This window comes from Rhizobium pantanalense (genome assembly GCF_030182525.1).
Taxonomy (GTDB): domain Bacteria; phylum Pseudomonadota; class Alphaproteobacteria; order Rhizobiales; family Rhizobiaceae; genus Rhizobium.
The window spans coordinates 118,370-143,954 of record NZ_JAQJCH010000016.1 but is presented as its reverse complement, the minus strand read 5'-3'; the positions used below and the strand labels follow the sequence as shown (position 1 = coordinate 143,954).

Here is a 25,585-nt window from a genome sequence, read left to right as displayed (position 1 = left end):
GGGATAATCTGCCTGAGTTTGGCGGATATAGGAAATGTTTGTCGGATGCAAACGTCACGCACTGGCAATACCCACAACACCGTGATTTTATTAATGCGCTGCAGCATTGCTATATAGTGCAAAAAGCGGGAGAGAAATATGCAGGATCAGCAGCCGCTCTGGACACCATCGGAAACATTTCGCCGCCAGAGTCCGATGTTCGCTTTCATGCAGGAATGCAACCGCCGTTTCAACCTCTCGCTGTCCGACTTTGCCAGCCTCCATGCCTGGTCTATCGCCGACCGTGAAAACTTCTGGTCGGCGGTCTGGGATTTCTGCGGTGTGAAGGGCAAGCGCGGTGAACGGGCGCTGATCCATGGCGATGTCATGCTGGATGCTCGCTTCTTTCCCGATGCCGAACTGAACTTCGCCGAAAACCTGCTCTCGCGAAGCGGCGAGGGCGATGCGCTTGTGTTCTGGGGCGAGGACAAGGTGCGCGATCGCTGGTCATGGGACCGGCTGGCCGCGATGGTATCTCGCCTGCAGCAGGCCTACCGCGCCGAGGGCATCGGCAAGGGGGACCGCATCGCAGCGATGATGCCGAACATGCCCGAAACCATCGCCTGCATGCTGGCGGCCGCGTCGATCGGTGCGATCTGGTCCTCCTGTTCGCCGGATTTCGGTGAGCAGGGCGTCATGGACCGCTTCGGCCAGATCGAGCCGAAGCTCTTCATCGCGTGCAGCGGCTATTGGTACAGCGGCAAGCTGCAGGACGTCACAGCAAAGGTCAGTGCCATAGCCCAGCGCCTGAAAGCGCCTACCATCATCGTGCCCTATGCCGGCAATGCCGAAGCCGTCGTGGCAGCGACACCGGGCGCGAGGACCCTTGGTGATCTGGTCGCGCCCTTCGAGGCGAAGCCGGTCGAATTTGTGCCCGTGTCCTTCTCCCACCCGCTGTTCATCCTGTTTTCTTCAGGCACCACAGGCGTTCCGAAATGCATCGTGCACTCCACCGGCGGCGCGCTGCTGCAACTCCTCAAGGAGCATCGCCTCCATTGCGGCGTCGTGCCCGGCGAAAAGGTCTTCTATTTCACCACCTGCGGCTGGATGATGTGGAACTGGTTGACGACCGGCCTTGCCGCCGGCGCAACGCTCTGCCTTTACGATGGTTCGCCCTTCGCCCCCGATGGCAACATTTTGTTCGACTATGCGCAGGAAGAGAAATTCGCGCTGTTCGGCACTTCTGCCAAATATATCGACGCCGTGCATAAGAGCGGCCTGACGCCGAAGACCTCGCATGATCTTTCGAGCCTGCGGCTGATGACCTCCACCGGCTCGCCGCTGTCGCCGGAGGGCTTCACCTTCGTCTATGAGGGCATCAAGGACGATATCCAGCTGGCCTCCATTTCCGGCGGCACCGATATCGTCTCCTGCTTCGTGCTCGGCAACCCGCTGCAAGCGGTCTGGCGTGGCGAAATCCAGGGGCCGGGCCTCGGGCTTGCCGTCGATGTCTGGAACGATGAAGGCAAGCCGGTGCGCGGCGAGAAGGGCGAGCTCGTCTGTACCAAGGCCTTCCCCTCCATGCCGGTCATGTTCTGGAACGATCCGGAGCGCGCCAAATATCGGGCTGCTTATTTCGAGCGCTTCGACAATATCTGGTGCCACGGGGATTTCGCCGAGTGGACAGAGCATGGCGGCCTCATTATTCACGGCCGCTCCGACGCGACGCTCAACCCCGGCGGCGTGCGCATCGGCACGGCCGAGATCTACAATCAGGTCGAGCAGATTCCCGAGGTTCTGGAAGCGCTCTGCATTGGTCAGGATTGGGATGATGACGTCCGCGTCGTACTCTTTGTCCGCCTCGCCGCCGGCGTCTCCCTGACCGAAGATCTCGTCAAGGCGATGAAGACCCGCATCCGCACCGGCGCCTCCCCGCGCCATGTGCCGGCCAAGATCATCGCCGTTGCCGACATCCCCCGCACGAAATCCGGCAAGATCGTCGAGCTTGCGGTGCGCGAGGTGGTGCACGGCCGTCCGGTCAAGAACAAGGAAGCGCTTGCCAACCCGGAAGCGCTCGATCTCTTCGCCGGGCTGGAAGAACTCAAAAGTTAAGGTGGGCCTTAAAACTGAGGGGCAAACGATGACCATCGTTTGCTAACCTCGCGTTAAGAAAGCTTGGTCAAAAGTAAAGGCTAACTTGAGGCCGTTCGCATGAGCTGGAGCGGATTGGAGCCACTCTCGGCTCCCGAGACATGAAGTTCCCCGACTCGAGCTTGCTTTCGACAGCATAAACTTCAAAGGCAGCGCGGTTCGCTGCCTTTTTTTCATTTCCTCGTCGCGAATCCGCCTCTGCTCTGTACATTGCCGCATTGAGCAAGTATGTGCACGCCTGAAGAAGAGGTTCGCGACGTGCGAACCACGATGATCGCCGCCTGAGGGTGCGCGAAGAATTCCGAAAGACAGATGATGACTGAATTCGAAGGCATCGCTCCTGCGATCGCCCAGGCTTTGGCGAAGCGCGGGTATGAAACGCTGACGCCGGTGCAAAAGGCCATGCTCGATCCCGGCCTCGCCGGCAAGGATACGCTTGTCTCGGCTCAGACCGGCTCGGGCAAGACGGTTGCCTTCGGCCTGGCGCTGGCGCCCGGTCTGCTTGACGGCGCGGAACGTTTCGGCCGCGCAGGTGCGCCGCTGGCGCTGGCGATTGCACCGACCCGCGAACTGGCGCTGCAGGTGCAGCGCGAGCTGGAATGGCTCTATGGGCTGACGGGTGCCACGATCGCCTCCTGCGTCGGCGGCATGGACATGCGCACGGAGCGGCGCACGCTCGAGCGCGGCGCCCATATCGTCGTCGGCACGCCGGGGCGTCTCTGCGATCATATTCGCCGCAATTCGCTCGATATCTCCGAATTGAAGGCCGTCGTGCTTGACGAGGCCGACGAGATGCTCGATCTCGGTTTCCGCGAAGATCTGGAGTTCATTCTGGAAGCAGCACCCTCCGAGCGCCGCACCCTGATGTTTTCCGCAACCGTGCCGCGCTCGATCGCCAAGCTCGCCGAAAACTACCAGCGCGATGCCGTCCGCATCGCCACCACCTCTGAGGCCAAGCAGCATGTCGATATCGATTATCGCGCGCTGACGGTCGTGCCGAGCGACCGGGAAAACGCCATCATCAACGTACTGCGCTACTATGAAGCGCGCAACGCCATCGTGTTCTGCTCGACGCGCGCCGCCGTCAACCATCTGACCGCGCGGTTCAACAATCGCGGCTTTTCGGTCGTTGCGCTCTCAGGGGAGCTCAGCCAGAACGAGCGCACCCACGCCCTGCAGGCCATGCGCGATGGCCGCGCCCGCGTCTGCATCGCCACCGACGTGGCCGCCCGTGGCATCGATCTGCCAGGCCTGGAACTGGTTATACATGCGGACCTGCCGACCAATCCGGACACGCTGCTGCATCGCAGCGGCCGCACCGGCCGCGCCGGCAACAAGGGCGTCAGCGCCCTCATCGTGCCGCTCAGCGCCCGTCGCCGCACCGAACGCCTGCTGGAAGCCGCCCGTATCCGTGCCACCTGGGCAAAGCCGCCGTCAGCCGATGAAGTGAGCCTGCGCGACGATGAAAGGCTTCTTGCCGATCCGGTCTTTGAAGCGCCGCTTGCCGAAGACGAGCAGACGATCGTCCGGCAGCTGCTGGAGCGCCACGGCGCCGAGCAGGTCGCCGCCGCCTTCCTGCGGCAATACCGCACTGGTCACTCCGCGCCCGAGGAGCTGCAGGACGTGCCGGCCGAAGGGGAGCGCAGAAAGCCGCGTCGGGATGACTTTCCGGTCACGCCGCGCGATGAGGGTGCGGGACGCAACGACTTCACCGATGGTCTCTGGGTATCGCTCTCTGTCGGACGCAAGCAGAATGCCGAGCCGCGCTGGCTCATCCCCATGCTCTGCCGCAACGGCAATCTGACCAAGCGCGATATCGGTGCCATCAAGATGCAGCCCGAGGAAACTTTCGTCGAGCTCTCGCAGGAGAGTTTTGAGCGCTTCCTCGCGGCCATCGGCCCTGACAAGACCCTGGAGCGCGGCATTCGCGTTAAGCCGCTTGCCGGCATGCCGGATTTCCAGGCCAAGCGGGAAGGCGGCTTCGCAAAGAAGAAGCCCTTCGCTGAGAAGGGCGCCCGTTCGAATGACGGCCCGAAGCCGAAATGGAAGTCCGACCGCAAGCCGGAGCGGGCGCATGCAGGCGAGGGCGGCGTTTCCGAGCGTTCCGACAAGAAGCCCTGGGCGAAAAAGCCCGGCAAACCGGGCTTCGCCAAGAACGACGGCCCGCCAGCAGGCAAGCCGAAGTCGAGGGCCAAGCGCAAGGCCGCGCGGGCTCAGGGGGAATAATTTCTGTCGCCGAGTTCAAGGGAGCGGACGCCCCCTTGTCGCTATCTCCGCATCTCCCGGCAAGAGGAGATCGGTACTCGGGGCACCGCTACTCGAAGAAGATCAAGCTTGCCGGCGATGGTGGTAGTGGCTTTACGCTCACATTTTGGAAACCGGCGCGTCTAGCTATCTCGGCAAGGTCCTTCTGCGTGTAGGCCTCGCCTCTTGGCGTACTGGCCAGCATCTCCCATGAGAAAGCGGCCGGGAAGGGTGGCGAGACGAGATCGTCGTTCGGCACGAAGTCCACCGCAACCACCTTGCCCTCGGCGCTCAGGCTAGCTCGGCACTTCCTAAGCAAGCCGGCACAGGTTTCCAGGTCGAAGTGATGCAGGAAGTTCGGCAGCAGGATAAGATCATAGTCCGTGCCCCAGTCGACTTCGAATGCGCTGCCGGCAATGACCTTGTATCGTTCGGCGACGCCAAATTGCTGCGCATTTTGCTTGGCCAATTCCAGAACGGAGCCCCAATCGACCGCAACGATCTCGGCCGAAGGAAAAGCCTTCGCCATCTCGATCCCGAAAAGCCCGTGCCCCGCGGCGATATCAAGTATTTTTCTTGGCTGCATGGGCAAGTTGGCCATTTCGGCGGCGAGGCTGATTGCGCTGCCGCCTGTGAACGCGCCCATGCCACGAGCGAATTTCACCCACACCGGATTGTCCGGAGACATGTTTGCCAATCCAATGGACCCACCGTTGCGGACATAGGAAGGCGGATCGTTCAGGATCTGCTTGAGGATTTCCGGCGCGGCCAGAAATTCGATGGCCGCGCCCATATAGGCTGGCGAATGCCGGTCGAGGAAGGCTCGGCTGGATGGTGTCAGAGCGTATTGATTACCTGTTTTCGTGAGAAAGCCGTTCACAACGAGATAGTCGCACAAGATGCGCACGCCTCTTTCCGCTGCATTTGTAGCGGCCGCCAAAGATGCTGCATTGCTGCCATCACCAATCAAAGTAAAAAGATCGAGTTCGATGGCGGCTACGATGGCGGCCGTCTTTCGGCATGCAAACATCGCATCGACCACGAGATTAGGTGAAACTTCGCCTACGTCTGCTTCTACTGCCGTCGATGACATTGGATCCCCCCTTATGTGCCCAATGACCGACCGGAATAGTCGGTCGCAAGGATGAATTATCTCACAAAAGGCGACTGATTTTAAGTTTATTATCGATAATACTAAGGGGATACATAAGATAGTCTTCGCCGGCGGCGCGGCTGAAGTCATCGGGGTCTACGATCGTCGCACCAGAACTTCACGACAACCGCGACGTTACGACCAATCTGCAGGTGGCTGCGGAAGTCGAGAAAATGTTTGCCCGGTGCAGCACGCGGTATTCGGCTTGACATTTGAAGCGCGTCAGGCAGAAAATCGATCATGGGGTCGCGATCACCCCACGAGGCTACGGCTGAAGAATCGCGTCCGTGAAACCGAGCCAACGGAGGACGCGCCATGCCGTCGTTTCTAGAAATTACACCCGACAAGCTCAATCGTATTATCGGCACGCCCAATTTGCCTGCGATTATCGATGTCCGCAATGATGAGGATTTCGCCGCCGATCCACGTCTTATTCCCGGCTCCATCCGGCGCGACTATCGAACCGTAACCGACTGGGCGAACGAACTGGCGGGGCCTGCCATCATTCTCTGTCAGAAAGGACAGAAACTCGCCCACGGAGTTGCTGCCCATCTGCGTGTGGTCGGAAAGGAGGCGGAGGTCCTCGAAGGCGGGTTCGAAGCGTGGCGCAGCGCGGAGTACATGCTGGTCGCCGGGGAAAAGCTGCCTCCCCGCGATGCCAAGGGGCGGACCGTATGGGTAACGAGGGCACGGCCGAAGATCGATCGCATCGCCTGCCCATGGCTGATCCGCCGCTTCATCGATCCGTCAGCAATCTTCCTGTTCGTTCCCGCAACCGAAGTTTCGGCCGTCGGCGATCGCTTTAAAGCGACACCATTCGATATCGAAGATGCTTTCTGGAGCCATCGCGGCGAGCTATGCACTTTCGATGTCATGATCGAGGAATTTGGTCTCGGCACAGAACCTCTCCTTCACCTTGCAACCATCGTTCGGGGCGCCGATACCGCCCGGCCCGACCTAGCACCTGAAGTGCCGGGGCTGCTTGCGGCCTCGCTGGGGCTTTCGCGGATGTTCAACGACGACCTGCAGCAGCTGGAAGCCGGCATGACGCTTTACGATGCCTTCTATCGTTGGTGTCGTGATGCAACGGAAGAGACGCACAACTGGCCAAATCCGAGGAAGATGTAAGCGACTATGACCGATCTCGTAAAAAATTTAGCCGAGCGATCAAGCGCGGCTGATCGGGACATCGTTCCCCTCCATGAGGCCGTCAAGGTCTGGACCCGCGTTGCCGCCCTGAGCTTCGGCGGACCGGCGGGACAGATCGCCGTCATGCACCGCATCGTCGTCGACGAGAAGAAATGGGTGGGAGAGCACAGGTTCCTTCATGCCCTGAACTACTGCATGTTGCTGCCGGGTCCGGAAGCGCATCAGCTCGCCATCTATATCGGCTGGCTGCTGAACAGGACGCGGGGCGGCATGATCGCGGGCATTCTGTTCGTCCTGCCGGGCTTTCTGGCAATTCTCGCACTCAGTTACGTCTATGTCCTGTTCGGGAATCTTACCTTTATCGAAGGGATGTTTTTCGGGCTCAAATGCGCCGTGCTGGCGGTCGTCGTCCAGGCGGTCTTTCGCATCGGGAGCCGAGCCCTCAAGAGCAGGGCTATGGTTGCTCTGGCCGCCGCTGCTTTCGTGGCGATCTTCTTCTTGCATGTTCCGTTCCCCGTCATCATCGTTGGAGCCGGACTTATCGGCTACCTGGCCTCTCGGGCAGGCGTTGCGGCCTTCAAAATGGGGGGAGGGCACAAGTCGGGCTCCGGGACAATTCTGGAGGACAAGGACTCTGTTCTTGGCGAGGAGATCCCTTTGCACGCTCGACCAAACCTCGCCTGGTCTCTGAAGACCTCGGGTGCGCTGGCGGCCGCGTGGCTCATTCCGGTTGCGGCCCTCCTAATGACGCTCGGCCCCGACAACGTCTTTTCCAAAATCGGGATATTCTTCAGCGAGATGGCAGTCGTCACCTTTGGCGGCGCCTATGCCGTGCTGGCATATGTCGCACAGGAGGCCGTGCAGCAGCTGGGCTGGCTGCGGCCGGGCGAGATGCTGGACGGTCTGGGGATGGCGGAAACGACCCCGGGACCGCTGATCATGGTTACGCAGTTCGTTGGTTTCCTGGCGGGTTATCGCAATCCCGGCACCCTCAGCCCCCTTGCGGCGGCGACCTTTGCCGCCGTGCTGACAACATGGGTTACCTTTCTGCCGAGTTTCCTTTGGATTTTTGCAGGTGCGCCGTTCATCGAGAAGATGCGCGGAAATGTCGCGCTGACCGGCGCCATGTCTGCGATAACGGCGGCGGTGGTGGGCGTTATCCTGAACCTTGCTATTTGGTTCGGGCTCCATGTGCTGTTCCGTGAGACCACGAGTTTCACCTATGGTTCCTGGACAATGGATGTCCCCGTCCTGATCTCGCTTTCATTGCCCTCGCTCATACTGACCCTCTTGGCCGCGATGGCCATCTTTCGCCTGAAGATGTCAGTGATAACGACCTTGTTGGCATCTGCAGCTTTGGGCGTTGGCTGGACCGTCCTTGGTTCCTGACGGAAGAGGCATTCGCTCCCTCATCTACGAGACGTCAGCCAAACGCCCACCAGCGTCACCGCCAGCCCCGCGAACATCACCGTCGTCAGCGGTTCGGAAAACAAGGCCCAGGCCCATAGCATGGTTACGGGCGGGCTGAGATAGATGGCCGCGCTGATCTGCGCCACGGGGAAGAGGCGCAGGCTGGTATAATAGACCGAATAGGCGGTGAAGGTCGCGATCAGCACCAGCCATATCATGCCGATCGCGAAACCGCGGGTCAGCGGCGGCGCAAGATCGCCCTGCATCATCGCGCAGATGCCGAAAAGCACCGAGGCCGTCAGCGTGTGGATGCAGAGGCTTTGGTGAACGGGCATGCGCTTGCTGCGTCGCCGTTTGTGCAGGACCGATGCGAAGGCAAAGACCAGCATCGAGCCAACCGTTAGTCCATAGGCCCATATGGGGGCCGCGCCGAAGCTGAGGCTGTCGACCGACACGATCAGTACACCTGCGACTGCGATGGCCGTCCCCAGCCATTGGCGCCGGCTTAGCCGCTCTCTCAGCACGGGTTGTGATAGAGCCGCAATCGCGAGCGGCAGCAGATCCGAAATCAGCGCCACCAGCCCTGTCGGCACCCTCTGTTCGATCGCGAGCGCAAAGCCACCGAGATAGAGGAAGACCGACATCACCCCGAACAGCATCTGTTCGGCGATCGTGCGTATCCGCATCCGCGGACCGATTGAGAAGGCGAACGGCAGCAGGATCACACCGGACAGAAGCGTGCGCCAGAACAGGACCAGCATGACGCTGGCCTCCTGGCTGGCATAGCGGATGCCGATGAAGCCGGAGCTCCAGCTGACGATCAGCAACGCCGCCATTAACGGCCAAAGGAAGCGGCGTTCGTTCGGCGCGGTCCGGGATAGGCTCTGGTCTGTCATCAGGCTCTCGATTGAATGGTTTCACAGGCAGCCATAGGCGAGAGTCAGATAGAGGGCACATGACAAATATAGATCATGGCATGACTTTTCAGATATGAAGCTCATGAATATTTGCTTATTGCCGCCGGAACATGCATTCTTCCCGAAGAATTATTATCTGGAACAAGTTGCCATGACCGAACTGACAAGCCGACGTTTGGAAATCGACGCTCTGCGCGCCTTGTGGGCAATCCGCCATCACGGCGGTATCACCCGCGCGGCAGAAGCCCTGGGCCTGTCGCAATCCGCCGTCAGCCACAAGATCAAGCGGCTGGAGACGAGCCTCGATTGCGATCTCCTGAGTCGCAAACCCGGAGCGTCGATGTTCACCGCAGCCGGCGAGGATCTGCTCGATTATGCCGGACGCATCCTCGGCTTGCATGACGAGGCGCTGCTGAGCCTCTCGAAGACATCGCTTGCCGGCCGCGTTGCCCTCGGCCTTACCGAAGACACAACCTGCACCGATCTTGCCCGCATCCTGGGGCGTTTCCGCCGCCTGCACCCGAATGTCTCCGTGCGCACCAAGGTCCGCATGAGCCTGATCCTTCGGGGAATGCTGGAGCGAGGGGAGCTTGACGCTGCGATCGTGCAGGTTTTCGCCCACGAGGTCCGCCCGACCGATGTCGTTCTCTTTCGCGAGCAGCTGCATTGGGTCAAGCATCCGGACCTCGTTCTGCCGCCGGACGGCCCGGTTCCATTCCTCTCTTTTGATGATGAATGCTTCTATCGCCGATGGGCGCTTGATATCGGGCAGGATGGCGGCGTGGTTCTGGAGACCGTCTTCGAATGTGCGAGTGCGGCGGGCATCATCGCGGCCGTAACCTCGGGCTTGGGTGTCGCACTTTTGAACGGCCGTCACCTGCAGCCTGATATGGAGATCATCACCCAAGGCCTGCCGACGCCGCCGGCTTTGGCCTACGTAGTCCGCCGCGGTCGCAAGGTGAGAAATCCCGCGCTCGATACGCTTGTGGCTGAGATCGAAAGCGAAATCAGCCGGTATGGTGGGTTGGCGCTGGCGAGTTGAGCTGGCAAGGCCATTGTCGATCGGACAACCGAAGCCTTCATCCAGGCGGCATCCTTCGAATACCATTGCTGTTCGGTAGCGAAAGCCGTTGCGGAGGTTTGCAGGCCTTGCGCGACTTAGGCAGAATATCGTCTGCGACCAGATTGCGGGATGGAGCGGCTTACCTATGCTGATCGGTTCATGTCACTGCGGTAAATCAGGCTGGACGCTCGAAGGCGACCCAGGCTCGATTACCGCCTGCAATTGCACGCTCTGCCGGCGCTATGGTGCGCTATGGGCCTATGACTATGAAGGGGAGCGGGTCTCCGTCATCGGCTCGACCGCTTCCTATACCCGCGCCGGCAAGGAACACCCTTCTCTCGAAATATTGTTCTGCCCGTCTTGCGCCTGTGTCGTGAGCTGGCGTGGTCTAGGGCTGCAAAAGGATGGCCGCCGGCGCATGGCTGTCAATGTGCGGCTGGCGCCGCCGGATCTTGTTGCCGACCTGCCGATCGATCATTTCGATGGGCTCGACACGTTTGAAGACCTTCCTTCCGACGGGCGATGCGTGCGCGACCTCTGGTTTTGACGGCACGCCGAGATTATCTTAGTTCGCCAATACCCGCGGCGAGGGGAAGGTGATCTCGACCAGCGTGCCCTCGTTAGGGGCTGAGTTGATCGAGAAGGTGGCGCGGTTGGCGTCGACCATCGCCTTGGTCAGAGGCAGTCCTAGGCCCGTGCCATCGCCGCGCTTGCGGGAATTGGTGGCCACCTGCCGGAAGGGCTTCATCGCCTGCTCCAGCTCCGAGCGCGTCATGCCGACGCCGGTATCGCGGATGCGCAGGACGACGCTGCCATTGCCCTCGTACGCAGTCGACACCACGATCTGGCCGCCCGACGGCGTGAAGCGGATGGCGTTCGAAAGGATGTTCAGTGCAATCTGCTTGATCGAACGAAGATCGGCCACGACATTCGGCACGGCTTGCGACAGAGCGGTGCGGATGATAACGCGCTGGCTGTTGGCCTGCGGCTGCACAAGCGACACCGCTTCGGTAATCGCTTCGTTCAGGCCGACCGAGGCGAAATCCAGATCCATCTCGCCGGCTTCGATCTTCGAGATATCAAGGAGATCGTTGACGATGTCGAGCACGTGGCGGCCGGAACGGCCGATATCGGTGGCATATTCGACGTAGCGCGAGTGACCGATCGGCCCGAAGCGCTCGCCGGCCATCATGTCGGAAAAGCCGATGATGGCGTTGAGCGGCGTGCGGATTTCATGGCTCACTCGGGCAAGGAAATCCGTCTTGTGGGCATTGGCGGTTTCGGCGGCGCGCTTGGCGTTGCGCAGCTCTTCTTCGGTACGCTTCCATTGCGTGATGTCGCGGATGACGGCGCAATAGCCGTTCGACGAATTCAGCCGGCCCATGGTCATGAAGAGCGGGACGAAACCACCGGAAGCCTCGCGTCCGATCACTTCGCGGCCGTCGTTCAGCACGCTGGCGACGCCGTGGCCGGACAGGCCGCCGAGATAATCGAGCACAGCCTTCTGGCTTTCATGTGCAAACAGCATGACGAAGGGTTTGCCGCGCGTTTCCTGGTCGTCGTAATTGAAGAGGGCGCTGGCCGAGCGGTTCATCGAGCGGATCTCGCCGTCCTGGCCGATGATGATCACGCCGTCTGTCGCCGTCTCCAGCGTCGAGCGCAGTTCCTCGATCTCCACCTGCAGCTTGGCGACCTTTTCGAGGATGCGCTCGGGGCGGGCTTCTTCGGGAATTGGAGGCGGTGCCGGCGGCTCGCTTCTTTCCACCGGCATCAGCGCCAGCATCAGGGCCGTGCCGTCTTCCCACCGGATCGACTGCAGCCGGGCCGTCACAGGCACGAGCGCATCGTCGGCGCGTACGACCATCATCGTGCCGGGCTGCTCGGTCTTGCCTTCGAGATCGTTGCGTTGCAGCAGCGCATCCAACCCGCCGACCTGCTCGAGCTCGCCAAGGCTGTCATAGCCGGTCAGCCGCAGGAATTCCGGATTGCCGTGGATCAGGCGATCGCCGGCATGGACGAGGATCGCGAGCGGCAGCTGGTCGACGATGTCGGACGACAGGCCCGTGCGCATTTTCACGCGCGGCGGAATGGCGCTGCTTAGCACATCCAGCGGGTCGAAATCCTCCTCCGGCTCGGCCGATGCCGGCGCCGCTTCGGCGGCAGCCTCATCCCCTGTTTTCGGGGCGTTATCATCCGTAGCCTCGACGAATGTCACGACCGGCGTCGCTACAGTCTCTTCCGCAATTGCCGCTTCCGGCGGCTCGTCATCGGTATGGCCGTGTCCGTCCGTCGTTTCGGGTGCCTCGGAAAGGATTTCGTCGGCCGCATTCGGTTGCGGAGGAGTATCCGTACCCTCCTCATGCTCATGCTGCCCGTCGTAAGGCTGTTCCGCCGGCGGTTCCGTGCGCTTGCCGAAAGGTTCGAGCTGCCGTGCGATTTCGCGGAACGCTGCCTGTTCGCTCAGCGAAAGGCCAGTCTGCGTCAACGTCCGACGCTCGTGCAGACGAACGACCTTGTCCGACTCACGACGGTTCGGCGTCTCGGAAATCCGCAGTGCTGGCGGTTCGTAATGCGAGATCGGGGCGGTTTCTGCGCTATCCTGAGCGGGGCTTTCAATCTCTTCCGTCGCTGGAGATGGTTCAGCTTCGATAGCTGGTGATTGCTCGTTGGATGCAGCTGCCGCTTCGGGGGGCAATTCGGCGATGGGCGCGGTGTCATCGGTCGCCTGTGTGCCGAGAGCCATGCCGCGCTTCATCGGATCTTCGATGGCATCCGCCAAGCGGACGACGCCGAAGCCCCGGAAGCCATCGAATTCGCGGCTACGGGTATAGGTCGGCAAAGCGGCGAGATCGACCGGCACCGTTAGGCTCGTACCCTCCACCGGCCAGTAGATCGTGCGGCCGGACCATGTGTCGCGCCGCGCCAATAGTTCCGCGATCTTGCCGTCCGGATCGAGATTGAAGCGGCGGGCGACATCGGCAAAGGCCGTCCCGGCAATCTGGGCGGCATGCGGCCCCACCGCATCGGCAAATTCGCGGGAAACCTCGCTGAAATGGCCGGCGGCATCGATCTTCCAGACAAAACGGGTGGCGCGTCCGTTGTGCTTGAAGCTGAAACCTTCCGCAGGGGTGTTTTCAATATCGGTACGGGTTTCCGGATTGGTATGAGTTTCCGACGGAGGCGGTTCCGCTGCCGTCTTTGTCTCCGAGGCGACCCTATTTTCGCTATCCGGCACGGTTTCCGGCTTATGCTCATCGGCGTGAACTTCGGTCTCGGCAACTGCGCCGAGCGTGCTATCCGCATCGGCAGTCGCGTCCGTTCCGGTCTCGCTTAAATTTCCGGTGGCCGGGGTCGCCTCCGCTTGTTCGTCCTCGCGATATTCCGGCGTTTCGTCCAGCTCCTCGATATCAGCCACCGCATCGATGACGTCGCCGAAAGGAGCGGTCGGAGCAGCTTTCGGCTCCTCGTCCGGCGCCGCTGCTTCCAGCTCCTTGCGGACTTCCTCCGCCTGCGGCTCGATGGCGGCAGGGCTGGTCTCCTCGGCAAGGCTTCCCGTCGGGTCGAGATGACCAAGCACCGTTTCTACGACGAACAGCAGGTGCAGAGCCGGGATTTCGGAAAGCTTGCCGATGGCGGCGGGCAGATAGCCATGTCCGGTCGGGATCGGCCGCTTGATCAGCCGGTCCGGCTGTGCGCCGGCCATGGTTGTCAGCATCCGTGCGGTCTGCGGCGTTACGCCGAGCGTCCTGAAGCCGGCAGAAGTGGTAACGATTTCGCCGTCGCGGCCGATGACGGCAATGTGGGTATCAGGATCGTCGAACCCGTCGATCATGCGCTTGGCGCATTCGGCTGATGAAAGCGGCTTCGAAGAGACCGGAGAGGAAAACAGCACGGCCTCTTCGCCGGCCTGAATGCGGATCAGCTCGACGGCGGCATTGACGACAGCCCGCTGGAAGCCGGAGGCCATGCGGATCAGGAATGTGCGCTGATCGCCGAGAGCACCAAGGCCGCGCGCCGTCGCCTCGATCTGGCGGAACGTGACGTCGCCTGGCTTCGGTCCCTGTTCGACGAAATCGTAAATGACATCATAGCCGAAAAGGTTGGCGCCGGCGCCATTGGCCCAGAGCACGCGATCCATGCCGGTCGAGAACATGACCATGGCTTCACCGCGCGCGAAACGTTCCCGAACGCGCGGATGCACGGCAATGTCAATGAACGGATATTGAATTGCGGGCATTTTCCAACCTGTTTTGCGGGCGTGATCGCCTCTCGTGATTTAACGGTTTATTAATAACGGCGCCCCGCTTTCCGGTCCAGCGAACGGCCTATTTTTCGGCCGGAAAGGTTAACGTCTTGTGCGACGCACAAATATGTTGCACTGCACAATATTTTATATTATATACCCCTCACACAAGTTCACGACGGGCGCCTCAGGGAGGGCCCTTTTAGGAGCGTAATCATGGCTACTGTAAAGAAAGACGACGTTTTTTCAACGGCTGCATTCGACCCGTCCAAGCTCTCCGAATCCTTCCGCGATTTCGCGGAAAAGGGCGCTGTCCAGTCCAAGGAAGCCTTTGCCAAGTTGAAGGCTGCCACCGAAGAAGCAGGCAAGACGGTTGAAGCAACCGTTCAGAATGCACAGGCTGGCTCGGTCGAAATCGGCCTCAAGGCCATCGACGTTCTGCGCACCAATGCCGAAAGCTCGCTGGCTCACATGGAAGCTCTGCTTCGTGTCAAGTCCGTTGCAGAACTCTTCGAACTTCAGACCGCTTTCATCCGCAAGCAGGCTGAAGTTACCGTCGAGCAGGCCAAGTCCATTCAGGACACCACCAAGAAGGTTGCTGAAAAGCTGGCAAAGCCCGCCAAGGACGCCGCTGAAAAGGCAATGGCCTCCTTCAAGGCCTAATCACTTCCGATACGCCTCCCAAGGCACGAATGTCCCGTTCCCAGGTGAAAACCTGGGGCGGGACTTTTCATTTGCAGCATAAGCCGGCTTGGCCGACATCCGGCCCAGCATCATCATTTGGATATCTGCAAAGCTTTTTTATATTGCGGGGAGATAGGACTTGAAATAATTTCAAAGTCCTCGTATGTGACCCCCGTTGACGCGGCAACGCGATCATGTGCGGTTGTAGCTCAGTTGGTTAGAGCGCAGGTTTGTGGCACCTGAGGTCAGTGGTTCGACCCCACTCAACCGTACCATTCTCTCCCGATCCATCCTTTATAAGATGCCGACGCCTTTGGCCTTGTGGGATTATTTCTTGTCTTTAGGCTTCTTGGACACGTGACCTGGCGATATCGGATCGCTTGCCGGGAAAGTCTCTTCCAGCGCTTCCTCCAGATAATCGTCCTGTTCCTTGTGCTTTTTCTCGTCCAGTTTCTGCTGCTTCTTGTCGCTCATCGTCCTGGCCCTGTTCTCTGTCTGAAATACTAGGCTTCGTCCGGCCTTTGTCCAGCCGCGAGGGACGAACGGCGAGGAGTGGCGGACCGCGCCCACGCCACAAATGCGGGCCGCATGCCGAAATATCTTGGAACCGTCCGCATCGCTCGTCGTTGTGTCCATATCGGCAACGAGACGAAAGGAGCGGACATGTCTGTACCAAACGAGCCGATCCCCGAGACGCCTCCGATGCCCGAACCCGGCTGGACACCGAAGCCGCCCGTCGAGGAGCCGGATCCTGACAGGCTGCCGGATGAAGTTCCTGTTCCCAATCCGGATGAGAACGAGGAACCGCCAAAGCATGCAGTCGCGTCTGCCCATCCGCCGTCATGGTGGAGCACCTTAATGCCGTGATCGCCGCGGACAGGCCAGCGGCACATCCGCCGGCGCCATCCCACTGGCCGGCGTTATGTCACAGGAAGATCCGCCGCTCCTCGCTCACCAGCTCCTGCAGGAAGTCCGCGACGGTGCGCACGCGCACCAGGTCACGCGCAGTTTCATGATAGGTCGTCCAGTAAGCGCGCCTGATGGAGACATCCGGTAGGATGCGCGTCAGCTCCGGAAACTGCCTGGCAATATAATCATGCAGAATGCCGATGCCGGCGCCGGAGCGCACCGCTTCAGTCTGGCCGATGGCGGTGGAAATCTCGAAGGAGGCATCCCAGCTGCGCATGATCTCGCCGGAAAAATTAAGCGATGCCGTAAAGATCAGGTCTTCGACATAGCCGACGCGCGGATGCAGCTTCAGCGCCTCGACGCTTTCGGGCAATCCGGCCTGCTCCAGATAGGTTTTGGAGGCATAGAGCCCGAGCGTGTAATCCGTCAGCTTCGATGAGACCAGGCGACCTTGCTCGGGACGTTCGAGCGTAATCGCGATATCGGCCTCGCGCTGCGACAGCGAGAAGGAGCGGGGAACGGGCACGAGCTGGATGCGCAGCTCCGGATATCGGGCGATCAGCCGCCCGAGCCGCGGCGCGAGGAAGGAAACGCCGAAGCCATCAGGCGCGCCGATGCGCACGGTTCCGGTAATCGCGCTGTCGAGGTGGCCGACGCTCGCCTGCGCGCGCAGCATCTCCGTTTCCATGCGCTCCGCCGCATGCAGGAAGATCTCGCCTTCGGCAGTCAGGTCGCAGCCATTGGTGCGTCGCACCAGCAGCCGCGTCTTCAGCCGCTCCTCCAGCGTCGTTACGCGACGGGAGAGGGTGGCGTGGTTGACGCCGAGCCGTTTCGAAGCGGCCAGGATTTGGCCGGTGCGCGCCACGGCCAGAAACATCCGGACATCATCCCAATCCATTTACACACCCTCTCTTGCACAAGAAGGACTTCAATTTTTGCACAACGGTTGCTTATAACAGCTCATTGATTTGTGCAAATTGAAGTGCCATCCTGTCAGCATCCAAGAAAACGAGGAGGCACATCCATGCGTGAGATCGGTCATTTCATCGGCGGCAAGCACCTCGCCGGCACGAGCGGGCGCACGAGCAACGTCTACAATCCGGCAACCGGCGAAGTGCAGGCAACCGTCGCGCTCGCCAGCGTCGAAGAACTGCGCGCAGCCGTCGCAAACGCCAAGGCTGCGCAGCCGAAATGGGCCGCCACCAACCCGCAGCGCCGCGCCCGCGTCTTCTTTAAATTCGTCGAACTTCTGAACCAGAACATGGATGAACTGGCGACGCTTCTTTCCAAGGAGCACGGCAAGACGGTCGAGGATTCCAAGGGTGATATCATCCGCGGCCTCGAAGTCTGCGAATTCGTCTGCGGCATTCCACATCTGCAGAAGGGTGAGTTTACCGAAGGCGCCGGCCCGGCGATCGACATGTATTCCATCCGCCAGGCTGTCGGGGTCGGCGCGGGCATCACGCCGTTCAACTTCCCGGCCATGATCCCGATGTGGATGTTCGCCCCGGCAATCGCCTGCGGCAATGCCTTCATCCTTAAGCCGTCTGAGCGCGATCCCTCCGTGCCGCTTCGTTTGGCCGAACTGATGATCGAAGCCGGCCTGCCTGCCGGCATCCTCAACGTCGTCAATGGCGACAAGGCCGCCGTCGACGCCATCCTGACGGATCCGGACATCGCTGCCGTTTCTTTCGTCGGCTCCACGCCGATCGCCCGTTATGTGTATGGCACGGCCGCGATGAACGGCAAGCGCGCCCAGTGCTTCGGCGGCGCCAAGAACCACATGATCATCATGCCCGACGCCGATATGGATCAGGCCGTCAACGCCCTGATGGGCGCCGGCTACGGCTCGGCCGGCGAGCGCTGCATGGCGGTATCGGTCGCAGTTCCGGTCGGCGAAGAGACCGCCAACCGTCTCGTCGAGAAGCTGGTGCCGAAGATCGAATCCCTGCGCATCGGCCCCTATACCGATGACAAGGCCGACATGGGCCCGCTCGTCACCAAGGATGCCTATAACCGTGTCAACGGCCTGATCGATCGCGGCGTCGAAGAGGGCGCCAAGTTGGTCGTCGATGGCCGCGGCTTCAAACTGCAGGGCTATGAGGACGGCTATTTCGTCGGCGGCACGCTGTTCGACCATGTCAAGCCGGAGATGGACATCTACAAGACCGAGATCTTCGGACCGGTTCTGTCGGTAGTTCGTGCCAAGAACTATGAAGAAGCCCTCGAGCTGCCGATGAAGCATGAATATGGCAACGGCGTTGCGATCTATACCCGCGACGGCGATGCTGCCCGCGACTTCGCCTCGCGCATCAACATCGGCATGATCGGCGTCAACGTTCCGATCCCGGTTCCGCTCGCCTACCACTCCTTCGGCGGCTGGAAGGCATCGAGCTTCGGCGATCTTAACCAGCATGGCACGGACTCGATCAAGTTCTGGACGCGCACCAAGACGATCACCGCCCGCTGGCCGTCCGGCATTAAGGACGGTGCCGAATTCGTCATGCCGACGATGAAGTAAGCATCGCAATCATTGGCTCGTATCGGCCGCCGTCCGACACCGTTCGGACGGCGGCTTTTTTATTGCGTTTGTTTTCGATGGAGTCATCTTGTCAGGGCCGCCGTTATCATTTAGAACAAAACAAGAACAACGGGAGGGCCGCGCGATGGCCGTGACCTATCAGATCGACTATCTCGAATTTCCGTCGAAAGACGGCCTGAAGACCCGCCGCTTTTTCGAAGAAGCCTTTGACTGGAGCTTTGTCAGCTATGGACCGACCTACCATGTCATCGAGGCGGCCGGAATAGATGCCGGCATTGACGGAGATGCGGGAGAGGCGGCGGGTACGCCTTTGCCCGTCGTGCGCACCACCGATCTGGAAGCTGCACAGCGCGCCGTCGAATTTGCCGGCGGCGTCATCACCCGTCCCGCCTTCGATTTTCCCGGCGGCCGCCGTTTTCACTTCCGCGAGCCGGGTGGCTGCGAAATGGCCGTCTGGATTTCCGTGCCATAAGTTTCGGCATAGGCCGGGCAGAGATCGGCAAGGCAGAATGGCCGGGCGTTCGGAATAACGTGAATATGAATTTCATATTTTGGAATTGTTCAAAACTAAGAAAGCCACTATATACGGGTCCAGCCCCTAAGCAGCCTTGATTCCAGGAGATCGGCATGCGCTTGACCAAGCAGACCAATTACGCAGTGCGCATGCTGATGTATTGCGCCGCCAATGATGGCCATCTGAGCCGCATCCCGGAGATCGCAAGGGCATACAGCGTGTCCGAGCTGTTCCTCTTCAAGATCCTGCAGCCGTTGACCAAGGCAGGTCTCGTTGAAACGGTGCGTGGCCGCAATGGCGGCGTGCGCCTTGCAAAGCCGGCAACCGATATCAGCCTGTTCGACGTGGTCCGCGTCACCGAGGATAGCTTCGCCATGGCGGAATGTTTCGAAGACGGCGTGGTGGAATGCCCGTTGGTCGATAGCTGCGGCCTCAATTCGGCGTTGCGCAAGGCATTGAACGCCTTCTTCGATGTTCTGACCGAATATTCCATCGATGATCTGGTCAAGGCGCGGCCGCAGATCAACTTCCTGCTCGGCCTCACCGATCAGGATCACAAGGCGATCGCGAAGAAGCCGACGGTTGCAGCGCCGGCCGCCTGATCAGCCATCCAGAATTCGATCGTGTTTTTGATCCGCGGTTACCTCCGGTAGCTGCGGATTTTCGTTTGTATTGCCTCCTATCCGGGCAATAAGTGGTTCGCAAATTGAGGGAAGAAAACGCCAAATCGTTCTGAATCTACTAAAACCATGCAATTTTTTGCCAGAAAATTATCAATTCAGAGGTTTTTTTGTCCAAAAATTTCCAAACTCCATAAATTGGAAAAATTTTAGGCGGCGCTTGTTGCTTTCAAACTTAAAATAAAGTTCCATCGGCGCGATCCGGATGGGAACCTCTGGTGGTGTCCACGGCTTCAAAAGAATAACAAATCTGGGAAACGATATCATGAAAAAGATTTCTGTCCTGCTGGCAGTGACAGCCCTGGCTTCGGTCATGGCGACGTCCGCCTGGTCAAAAACACTTGTCTATTGCTCGGAAAGCTCGCCGGAAGGTTTCGATCCGGGTCTCTACACGGGTGGCAACACTTTCGACGCTTCGTCGCGCACGGTCTATAGCCGTCTCGTCGAGTTCAAGCATGGCAGCACCGAGATCGAGCCGGGCCTGGCTGAAAGCTGGACCGTGTCTCCGGACGGCAAGGAATACACCTTCAAGCTGCGTAAAGGCGTGAAGTTCCAGACCACCGACTTCTTCACGCCGACGCGTGACCTCAATGCTGATGACGTGATCTTCTCGATCAGCCGTCAGCTGGGCACGGACAGCCCCTGGGCAAAGTATGTCGCCGGCGGTACCTACGAATACGCCGATGGCATGGGCTTCCCGAAGCTCATCAAGTCGATCGACAAGGTTGACGACCTCACCGTCAAGTTCGTGCTGAACCGTCCGGAAGCTCCCTTCCTCGCCGACCTGGCCATGGACTTCGCTTCCATCCTGTCGAAGGAATATGCCGACAAGCTTCAGGCCGATGGCAAGATGGAGCAGATGAACCAGCAGCCGCTCGGCACTGGCGCATTCACTTTCGTTGCCTACCAGCCGGATGCCGTCATCCGCTACAAGGCAAACGAAACCTATTTCAAGGGCAAGGAAAAGATCGACGATCTCGTCTTCGCCATCACTCCGGACGCTTCCGTCCGCGCGCAGAAGCTGAAGTCCGGTGAGTGCAATATCATGCCTTACCCGAATGCGGCCGATATCAAGGACCTCAAGGCTGACAAGAACCTCAAGGTTCTTGAGCAGGCCGGTCTGAATGTTTCCTACCTCGCCTACAACACGCTGGTTGCTCCGTTCGACAAGGTCGAAGTGCGCAAGGCGATCAACATGGCCGTCAACAAGCAGGCCATCGTCGATGCCGTCTTCCAGGGCTCTGCCAAGGTAGCGACGAACCCGATCCCGCCGACCATGTGGTCCTACAACAAGGACATCAAGGACGACGCCTTCAATCCGGAAGAAGCCAAGAAGCTGCTTGAGAAGGCTGGCGTCAAGGATCTCAGCATGAAGATCTGGGCCATGCCGGTTTCGCGTCCGTACATGCTGAACGCGCGGCGCGCTGCCGAGCTGATGCAGGCAGACCTCGCCAAGATCGGCGTCAAGGCCGAGATCGTCACCTATGACTGGGCCCAGTACCTGAAGCTCTCCTCCGCCAAGGACCGTGACGGTGCGGCCATCCTCGGCTGGACCGGTGACAATGGCGACCCGGACAACTTCCTTGACACGCTTCTCGGCTGCGATGCCGTTGGCGGCAACAACCGTGCACAGTGGTGCAACAAGGAATTCGACGATCTGGTGAAGAAGGCCAAGCAGACGGCTGACGTCAAGGAGCGCACCAAGCTCTACGAAGAAGCCCAGGTTATCTTCAAGCGTGAAGCACCCTGGATGACCATCGACCATTCGGAAGAATTCATCCCGATGACGAAGAATGTCTCCGGCTACCATCAGGACCCGGTCGGCGTTCACCGCTTCGATGGCGTCGATATCGCCGAATAACGAAAAATCTGTGAGAATGCCCGGCTAGGACCGGGCGACCCGGCGGTCAGGCACTCTGTCTGACCGCCGGAAAAATTTGGACAACTGTCATGTTGCGATTTTTTTTCAGCCGCCTTGCGGTTCTGATCCCGACATTCCTCGGCGTATCGATCGTCGCCTTCTCCTTCATCCGCCTGCTTCCAGGCGATCCTGTCATGCTGCTGTCGGGCGAGCGCGTCATGTCGCCGGAACGCCATGCGCAGATCTCGCACGATCTCGGCTACGACCAGCCGATGATCGTCCAGTACGGCAAATATATCTGGAGCGCCCTGCACGGCGATCTCGGCACGTCGATCACGACAAAGCGCGACGTGCTGACCGACTTCTTGACCTTCTTCCCGGCAACGCTTGAGCTGTCGATCTGCGCGATAATCCTGGCGATCTGTCTTGGCATCCCGGCCGGCGTTTTTGCCGCCGTCAAGCGCGGTACCTGGTTCGACCAGAGCGTCATGGGCGTCGCCCTCGTCGGCTATTCCATGCCGATCTTCTGGTGGGGCCTGCTGCTCATCATCGTCTTTAACGGCTATCTGCACTGGACGCCGGTTTCCGGCCGCATCGGCCTCATCTATTTCTTTAAGCCGATCACCGGCTTCATGCTGATCGATAGCCTGCTCTCCGGCCAGAAGGGCGCCTTCTGGTCCGCGTTCAATTCGCTGATCCTGCCGACCGTCGTGCTCGGCACCATCCCACTGGCCGTCATCGCCCGCCAGACGCGCTCCGCCATGCTGGAAGTGCTCGGCGAGGATTACGTGCGCACGGCCCGTTCCAAGGGCCTGTCGCCGCTGCGTGTCGTTTCCGTCCATGCGCTGCGCAACGCCATGATCCCCGTGGTCACCACGATCGGCCTGCAGGTCGGCGTGCTGCTCGGCGGCGCCATCCTGACGGAAAGCATCTTCTCCTGGCCGGGTATCGGGAAATGGATGATCGATGCGGTCTTCAAGCGCGATTATCCGGTGGTGCAGGGCGGCCTGCTGCTGATCGCCGGCATCGTTATGCTCGTCAATCTTGCTGTCGACTTGCTCTACGGCTTCGTCAATCCACGCATTCGTCACTAGGAGCGGTCCATGAGCACGGTAAGCGTCAAGACCGATCGTCCTTCCGTTCTCGCGGAGTTCTGGTACTATTTTTCTCGCAACAAGGGCGCCGTCATCGGCCTCGCGATCTTCATCTTCGTCCTGCTGCTGGCGATCTTCGCCAGCGTCGTGGCACCTCATAATCCCGATGTTGCCTATGGCAGCGACATGCAGCGACTGCCGCCGGCTTGGGCAGAAGGCGGTAACACCAGCTTCCTGCTCGGCACCGATGCCAACGGCCGCGATCTTCTGTCGCGCCTCATCTACGGCACGCGGTTCTCGCTGTTCATCGGCCTGGTGGTTGCCTCGCTTTCGGCGCTGGCCGGCATCCTGATCGGCCTCGTGGCCGGTTATGTTCGCGGCCGCACCGATACGATTATCATGCGTATCATGGACATCATCCTCGCGGTCCCCTCCCTGCTGCTCGCCCTGGTGCTGGTGGCTATCCTCGGACCGGGCCTGACCAATGCGATGATCGCGATCTCCATCGTCAACCAGCCGCATTTCGTTCGTCTGACCCGCGCTTCGGTCATGGCCGAGCGCGACAAGGAATATGTCATCGCCTCGCGTGTTGCCGGCGCCGGTCCGCTGCGGCTGATGTTCAAGACGATCCTGCCGAACTGTCTCGGCCCGCTGATCGTTCAGGCGACACTGGCATTCTCATCCGCCATTCTTGATGCCGCTGCCCTCGGCTTCCTCGGCCAGGGCGCCCAGCCGCCGACGCCGGAATGGGGCACGATGCTGGCGGATTCGCGTGAATTCTTCCAGAGCAACCCTTGGCTCGTTACTTTCCCCGGTCTCTGCATCCTGATCACGGTTCTCGCCATCAATCTGATGGGCGACGGCCTGCGCGATGCCTTCGACCCGAAGCTGAAGAGGTCGTAATGGCACTCCTCGATATCGAAAACCTATCCGTTGAATTCCAGACCTCGTCCGGCCTGTTCCGGGCGGTCGATGGCGTCTCGCTGAAATGCGACAAGGGTGAAATCCTGTCGATCGTCGGCGAATCCGGTTCCGGAAAATCCGTATCCATGCTTGCCATGATGGGTCTTCTGCCTTGGACGGCGAAGATCACCGCCGATCGCATGATGTTCGATGGCAAGGATCTGCGCGGCATCTCCTCGCGTCAGCGCCGCAAGATTATCGGCAAGGATATGGCGATGATCTTCCAGGAGCCGATGTCGAGCCTTAATCCGTGCTTCACAGTCGGCTTCCAGCTCGGCGAGACCTTGCGCATCCATATGGGGCTTGACCGCAAGGCGCGTCGCGAACGCTCGATCGAGCTTCTGAATCTGGTCGGCATTCCCGCGCCCGAGGATCGGCTGTCGAACTTCCCGCATCAGATGTCCGGCGGCATGAGCCAGCGCGTCATGATCGCCATGGCGCTCGCCTGCAATCCGAAGTTGCTGATCGCCGACGAGCCGACCACCGCGCTCGACGTGACGATCCAGGCGCAGATCCTCGATCTGCTCGTGCGCCTGCAGCGGGAGCAGGGCATGGCGCTCGTGCTCATCACCCATGACATGGGCGTCGTTGCCGAAACGGCGGAGCGCGTGCAGGTGCAATATGCCGGCCAAAAGGTCGAGGAGCAGCCGGTCAAGGCGCTGTTCCGCGATCCGCATCATCCCTATACGGCAGCCCTTCTTTCGGCTCTGCCTGAGCGTGCCGAAATCGGCGAGCGCCTGCCGTCGATTGCTGGCGTCGTTCCCGGTCAGCATGATCGTCCCAGAGGCTGTCTCTTTGCGCCCCGTTGCTCCTTCGCAACGCCGGAATGCGACAAGGGCGTCAAGCGCCAGGGTAGCGAGCTCGGCCTGACCCTTTGCAACTATCCGCTGGAACATGGCAAGCCGCTCGGACATCCCGGCATTGCCGTCACGCAAAAAGCAGGAGGTGCCGCATGACCGGCGCTGTTCTCGAAGGGCGCGATCTCGCCCGATTCTACACCGTCAAGCGCGGCACCTTCAAACCGGAAGCGACGGTCAAGGCGCTGAACGGCGTCAGCTTCAGCCTGCAGTCGGGCCGCACGCTCGCCGTTGTGGGCGAATCCGGCTGCGGCAAGTCGACGCTTGCCCGCCTGGTGACGATGATCGAAAATCCGACGGCTGGCGAGCTGCTGATCGACGGCAAGCCCGCCAGGCTCGGCGACCGCAGCCTGCGCAGTGCCGTGCAGATCGTGTTCCAGAACCCCTATGGCTCGCTCAATCCGCGCCAGAAGGTCGGCTCCATCCTGGAGGAACCGCTGAAGATCAACACTGACGACGACGCTGCCACTCGCCGCCGCAAGGCGGAGGAGATGATGGCGCGTGTGGGCCTGCGCCCGGAGCATTATGATCGCTATCCGCATATGTTCTCCGGCGGCCAGCGCCAGCGTATCGCCATTGCACGTGCCCTGATGCTGAGGCCGAAGGTGCTGGTGCTTGACGAGCCGGTCTCCGCGCTCGATTTGTCGATCCAGGCACAGGTGCTGAACCTTTTGATGGACCTGCAGAAAGAGATGGGGCTTGCCTATCTCTTCATCTCGCATGGTCTTTCCGTCGTGCGCCATATCGCCGATGACGTGATGGTTATGTATCTCGGCCGCCCAGTCGAAACCGGCACGGCGGAGGAAGTCTTCAACAGGCCGCGCCATCCCTATACGGCCGCCCTCCTGTCGGCGACGCCGATAGCCGATCCGGAGCGCGAGAAGAATCGCATCCGCCTGCAGGGCGAGCTGCCGTCGCCGCTCAACCCGCCGAAAGGATGCCACTTCAACCCGCGTTGCTGGCGCGCTCAGGACAAGTGCCGTCAGGTCGAACCGGAACTGGCGGGCGAAGGTACGCATAAATTTTCCTGTTTCTTTCCGCTGGATTGATCCAAGTTGTGAATCGGGCAGATGCCGCTTTGCCGCGCCTTTCTGCCTAGCCCCTCACCCCAGCCCTTCCCCGCATGCGGGGAGAGGGCTGGGGTGAGGGGCCAGACACTGAGATGAGTCAAC

The 25,585-nt window shown here is 60.4% G+C and carries 21 protein-coding genes and 1 tRNA gene; 17 read left to right on the top strand and 5 right to left on the bottom strand.

Annotated features, from left to right (window positions below):
- Positions 1-138 precede the first annotated feature (138 nt).
- The gene (locus PH558_RS30905) at positions 139-2,091 is read left to right on the top strand and encodes an acetoacetate--CoA ligase (RefSeq protein WP_285208165.1); all 1,953 of its coding nucleotides are present in this window, start codon (positions 139-141) and stop codon (positions 2,089-2,091) included.
- A gap of 354 nt (positions 2,092-2,445) precedes the next feature.
- Positions 2,446-4,356, top strand: coding sequence for a DEAD/DEAH box helicase (locus tag PH558_RS30900; protein ID WP_285208179.1), 1,911 nt, complete (start codon positions 2,446-2,448; stop codon positions 4,354-4,356).
- An 88-nt stretch (positions 4,357-4,444) separates the two neighbouring features.
- Here the strand turns inward: PH558_RS30900 and PH558_RS30895 are convergent, their stop codons facing one another.
- The gene (locus tag PH558_RS30895; protein WP_285208178.1) at positions 4,445-5,467 is read right to left on the bottom strand and encodes a methyltransferase; all 1,023 of its coding nucleotides are present in this window, start codon (positions 5,465-5,467) and stop codon (positions 4,445-4,447) included.
- A gap of 375 nt (positions 5,468-5,842) precedes the next feature.
- Here PH558_RS30895 and PH558_RS30890 point away from each other — a divergent pair, with 375 nt between their 5' ends.
- On the top strand, positions 5,843-6,655 hold the full coding sequence (locus PH558_RS30890; protein ID WP_285208164.1) for a chromate resistance protein ChrB domain-containing protein: 813 nt from the start codon (positions 5,843-5,845) through the stop codon (positions 6,653-6,655).
- Between the two features lie 6 nt (positions 6,656-6,661).
- Complete coding sequence (chrA, locus tag PH558_RS30885; protein ID WP_285208163.1) at positions 6,662-8,065, top strand: chromate efflux transporter; 1,404 nt, start codon at positions 6,662-6,664, stop codon at positions 8,063-8,065.
- Between the two features lie 20 nt (positions 8,066-8,085).
- Here chrA and PH558_RS30880 read toward each other — a convergent pair whose 3' ends face one another.
- Positions 8,086-8,982 (bottom strand): DMT family transporter, encoded by an 897-nt coding sequence (locus PH558_RS30880; RefSeq protein ID WP_285208162.1) that lies wholly within the window; start codon positions 8,980-8,982, stop codon positions 8,086-8,088.
- A gap of 172 nt (positions 8,983-9,154) precedes the next feature.
- On the opposite strand from PH558_RS30880, the gene PH558_RS30875 reads away from it, so the two are divergent.
- Positions 9,155-10,045, top strand: coding sequence for a LysR family transcriptional regulator (locus PH558_RS30875; protein ID WP_285208161.1), 891 nt, complete (start codon positions 9,155-9,157; stop codon positions 10,043-10,045).
- A 166-nt stretch (positions 10,046-10,211) separates the two neighbouring features.
- The gene (locus tag PH558_RS30870) at positions 10,212-10,613 is read left to right on the top strand and encodes a GFA family protein (protein WP_285208160.1); all 402 of its coding nucleotides are present in this window, start codon (positions 10,212-10,214) and stop codon (positions 10,611-10,613) included.
- Positions 10,614-10,631: 18 nt separating this feature from the next.
- Here PH558_RS30870 and PH558_RS30865 read toward each other — a convergent pair whose 3' ends face one another.
- Entirely contained in the window at positions 10,632-14,303 is a 3,672-nt protein-coding gene (locus PH558_RS30865) for an ATP-binding protein (protein ID WP_285208159.1), read from the bottom strand.
- Positions 14,304-14,525: 222 nt separating this feature from the next.
- Here PH558_RS30865 and PH558_RS30860 point away from each other — a divergent pair, with 222 nt between their 5' ends.
- Together PH558_RS30860 and PH558_RS30855 are read left to right on the top strand one after the other, a co-directional pair.
- Positions 14,526-14,972 carry a phasin gene (locus PH558_RS30860; RefSeq protein WP_095433999.1) on the top strand — a complete coding sequence of 149 codons (447 nt, stop codon included), beginning with the start codon at positions 14,526-14,528 and terminating at the stop codon, positions 14,970-14,972.
- A 219-nt stretch (positions 14,973-15,191) separates the two neighbouring features.
- Positions 15,192-15,268: transfer RNA gene (locus tag PH558_RS30855), tRNA-His, on the top strand.
- Positions 15,269-15,320: 52 nt separating this feature from the next.
- On the opposite strand, the gene PH558_RS30850 is transcribed toward PH558_RS30855, so the two are convergent.
- Positions 15,321-15,467: a hypothetical protein gene (locus PH558_RS30850; RefSeq protein WP_285208158.1), complete on the bottom strand. Its 147-nt coding sequence runs from the start codon at positions 15,465-15,467 to the stop codon at positions 15,321-15,323.
- Positions 15,468-15,656: 189 nt separating this feature from the next.
- Between PH558_RS30850 and PH558_RS30845 the strand changes: the two genes are divergently transcribed.
- On the top strand, positions 15,657-15,860 hold the full coding sequence (locus tag PH558_RS30845; protein ID WP_095436178.1) for a hypothetical protein: 204 nt from the start codon (positions 15,657-15,659) through the stop codon (positions 15,858-15,860).
- Between the two features lie 58 nt (positions 15,861-15,918).
- Here PH558_RS30845 and PH558_RS30840 read toward each other — a convergent pair whose 3' ends face one another.
- Positions 15,919-16,800: a LysR family transcriptional regulator gene (locus PH558_RS30840; RefSeq protein WP_095434000.1), complete on the bottom strand. Its 882-nt coding sequence runs from the start codon at positions 16,798-16,800 to the stop codon at positions 15,919-15,921.
- Between the two features lie 126 nt (positions 16,801-16,926).
- On the opposite strand from PH558_RS30840, the gene PH558_RS30835 reads away from it, so the two are divergent.
- From PH558_RS30835 to PH558_RS30800, 8 genes are all read left to right on the top strand, one after another.
- Positions 16,927-18,423 (top strand): CoA-acylating methylmalonate-semialdehyde dehydrogenase, encoded by a 1,497-nt coding sequence (locus PH558_RS30835; RefSeq protein WP_285208157.1) that lies wholly within the window; start codon positions 16,927-16,929, stop codon positions 18,421-18,423.
- A 145-nt stretch (positions 18,424-18,568) separates the two neighbouring features.
- On the top strand, positions 18,569-18,916 hold the full coding sequence (locus tag PH558_RS30830; RefSeq protein WP_015338872.1) for a VOC family protein: 348 nt from the start codon (positions 18,569-18,571) through the stop codon (positions 18,914-18,916).
- A gap of 155 nt (positions 18,917-19,071) precedes the next feature.
- Positions 19,072-19,560 (top strand): iron-responsive transcriptional regulator RirA, encoded by a 489-nt coding sequence (gene rirA, locus PH558_RS30825; RefSeq protein WP_095434002.1) that lies wholly within the window; start codon positions 19,072-19,074, stop codon positions 19,558-19,560.
- Between the two features lie 343 nt (positions 19,561-19,903).
- Positions 19,904-21,499, top strand: a complete 1,596-nt coding sequence (locus PH558_RS30820; protein ID WP_285208156.1) for an ABC transporter substrate-binding protein — start codon at positions 19,904-19,906, stop codon at positions 21,497-21,499.
- A gap of 89 nt (positions 21,500-21,588) precedes the next feature.
- On the top strand, positions 21,589-22,593 hold the full coding sequence (locus tag PH558_RS30815) for an ABC transporter permease subunit (protein WP_095434004.1): 1,005 nt from the start codon (positions 21,589-21,591) through the stop codon (positions 22,591-22,593).
- Positions 22,594-22,602: 9 nt separating this feature from the next.
- Entirely contained in the window at positions 22,603-23,496 is an 894-nt protein-coding gene (locus PH558_RS30810; RefSeq protein WP_285208155.1) for an ABC transporter permease subunit, read from the top strand.
- Positions 23,496-24,512, top strand: a complete 1,017-nt coding sequence (locus PH558_RS30805; protein WP_285208154.1) for an ABC transporter ATP-binding protein — start codon at positions 23,496-23,498, stop codon at positions 24,510-24,512. The genes PH558_RS30810 and PH558_RS30805 overlap by 1 nt, the downstream gene beginning before the upstream one ends.
- Positions 24,509-25,462, top strand: a complete 954-nt coding sequence (locus tag PH558_RS30800) for a peptide ABC transporter ATP-binding protein (RefSeq protein ID WP_095434007.1) — start codon at positions 24,509-24,511, stop codon at positions 25,460-25,462. The genes PH558_RS30805 and PH558_RS30800 overlap by 4 nt, the downstream gene beginning before the upstream one ends.
- Positions 25,463-25,585 lie beyond the last annotated feature (123 nt).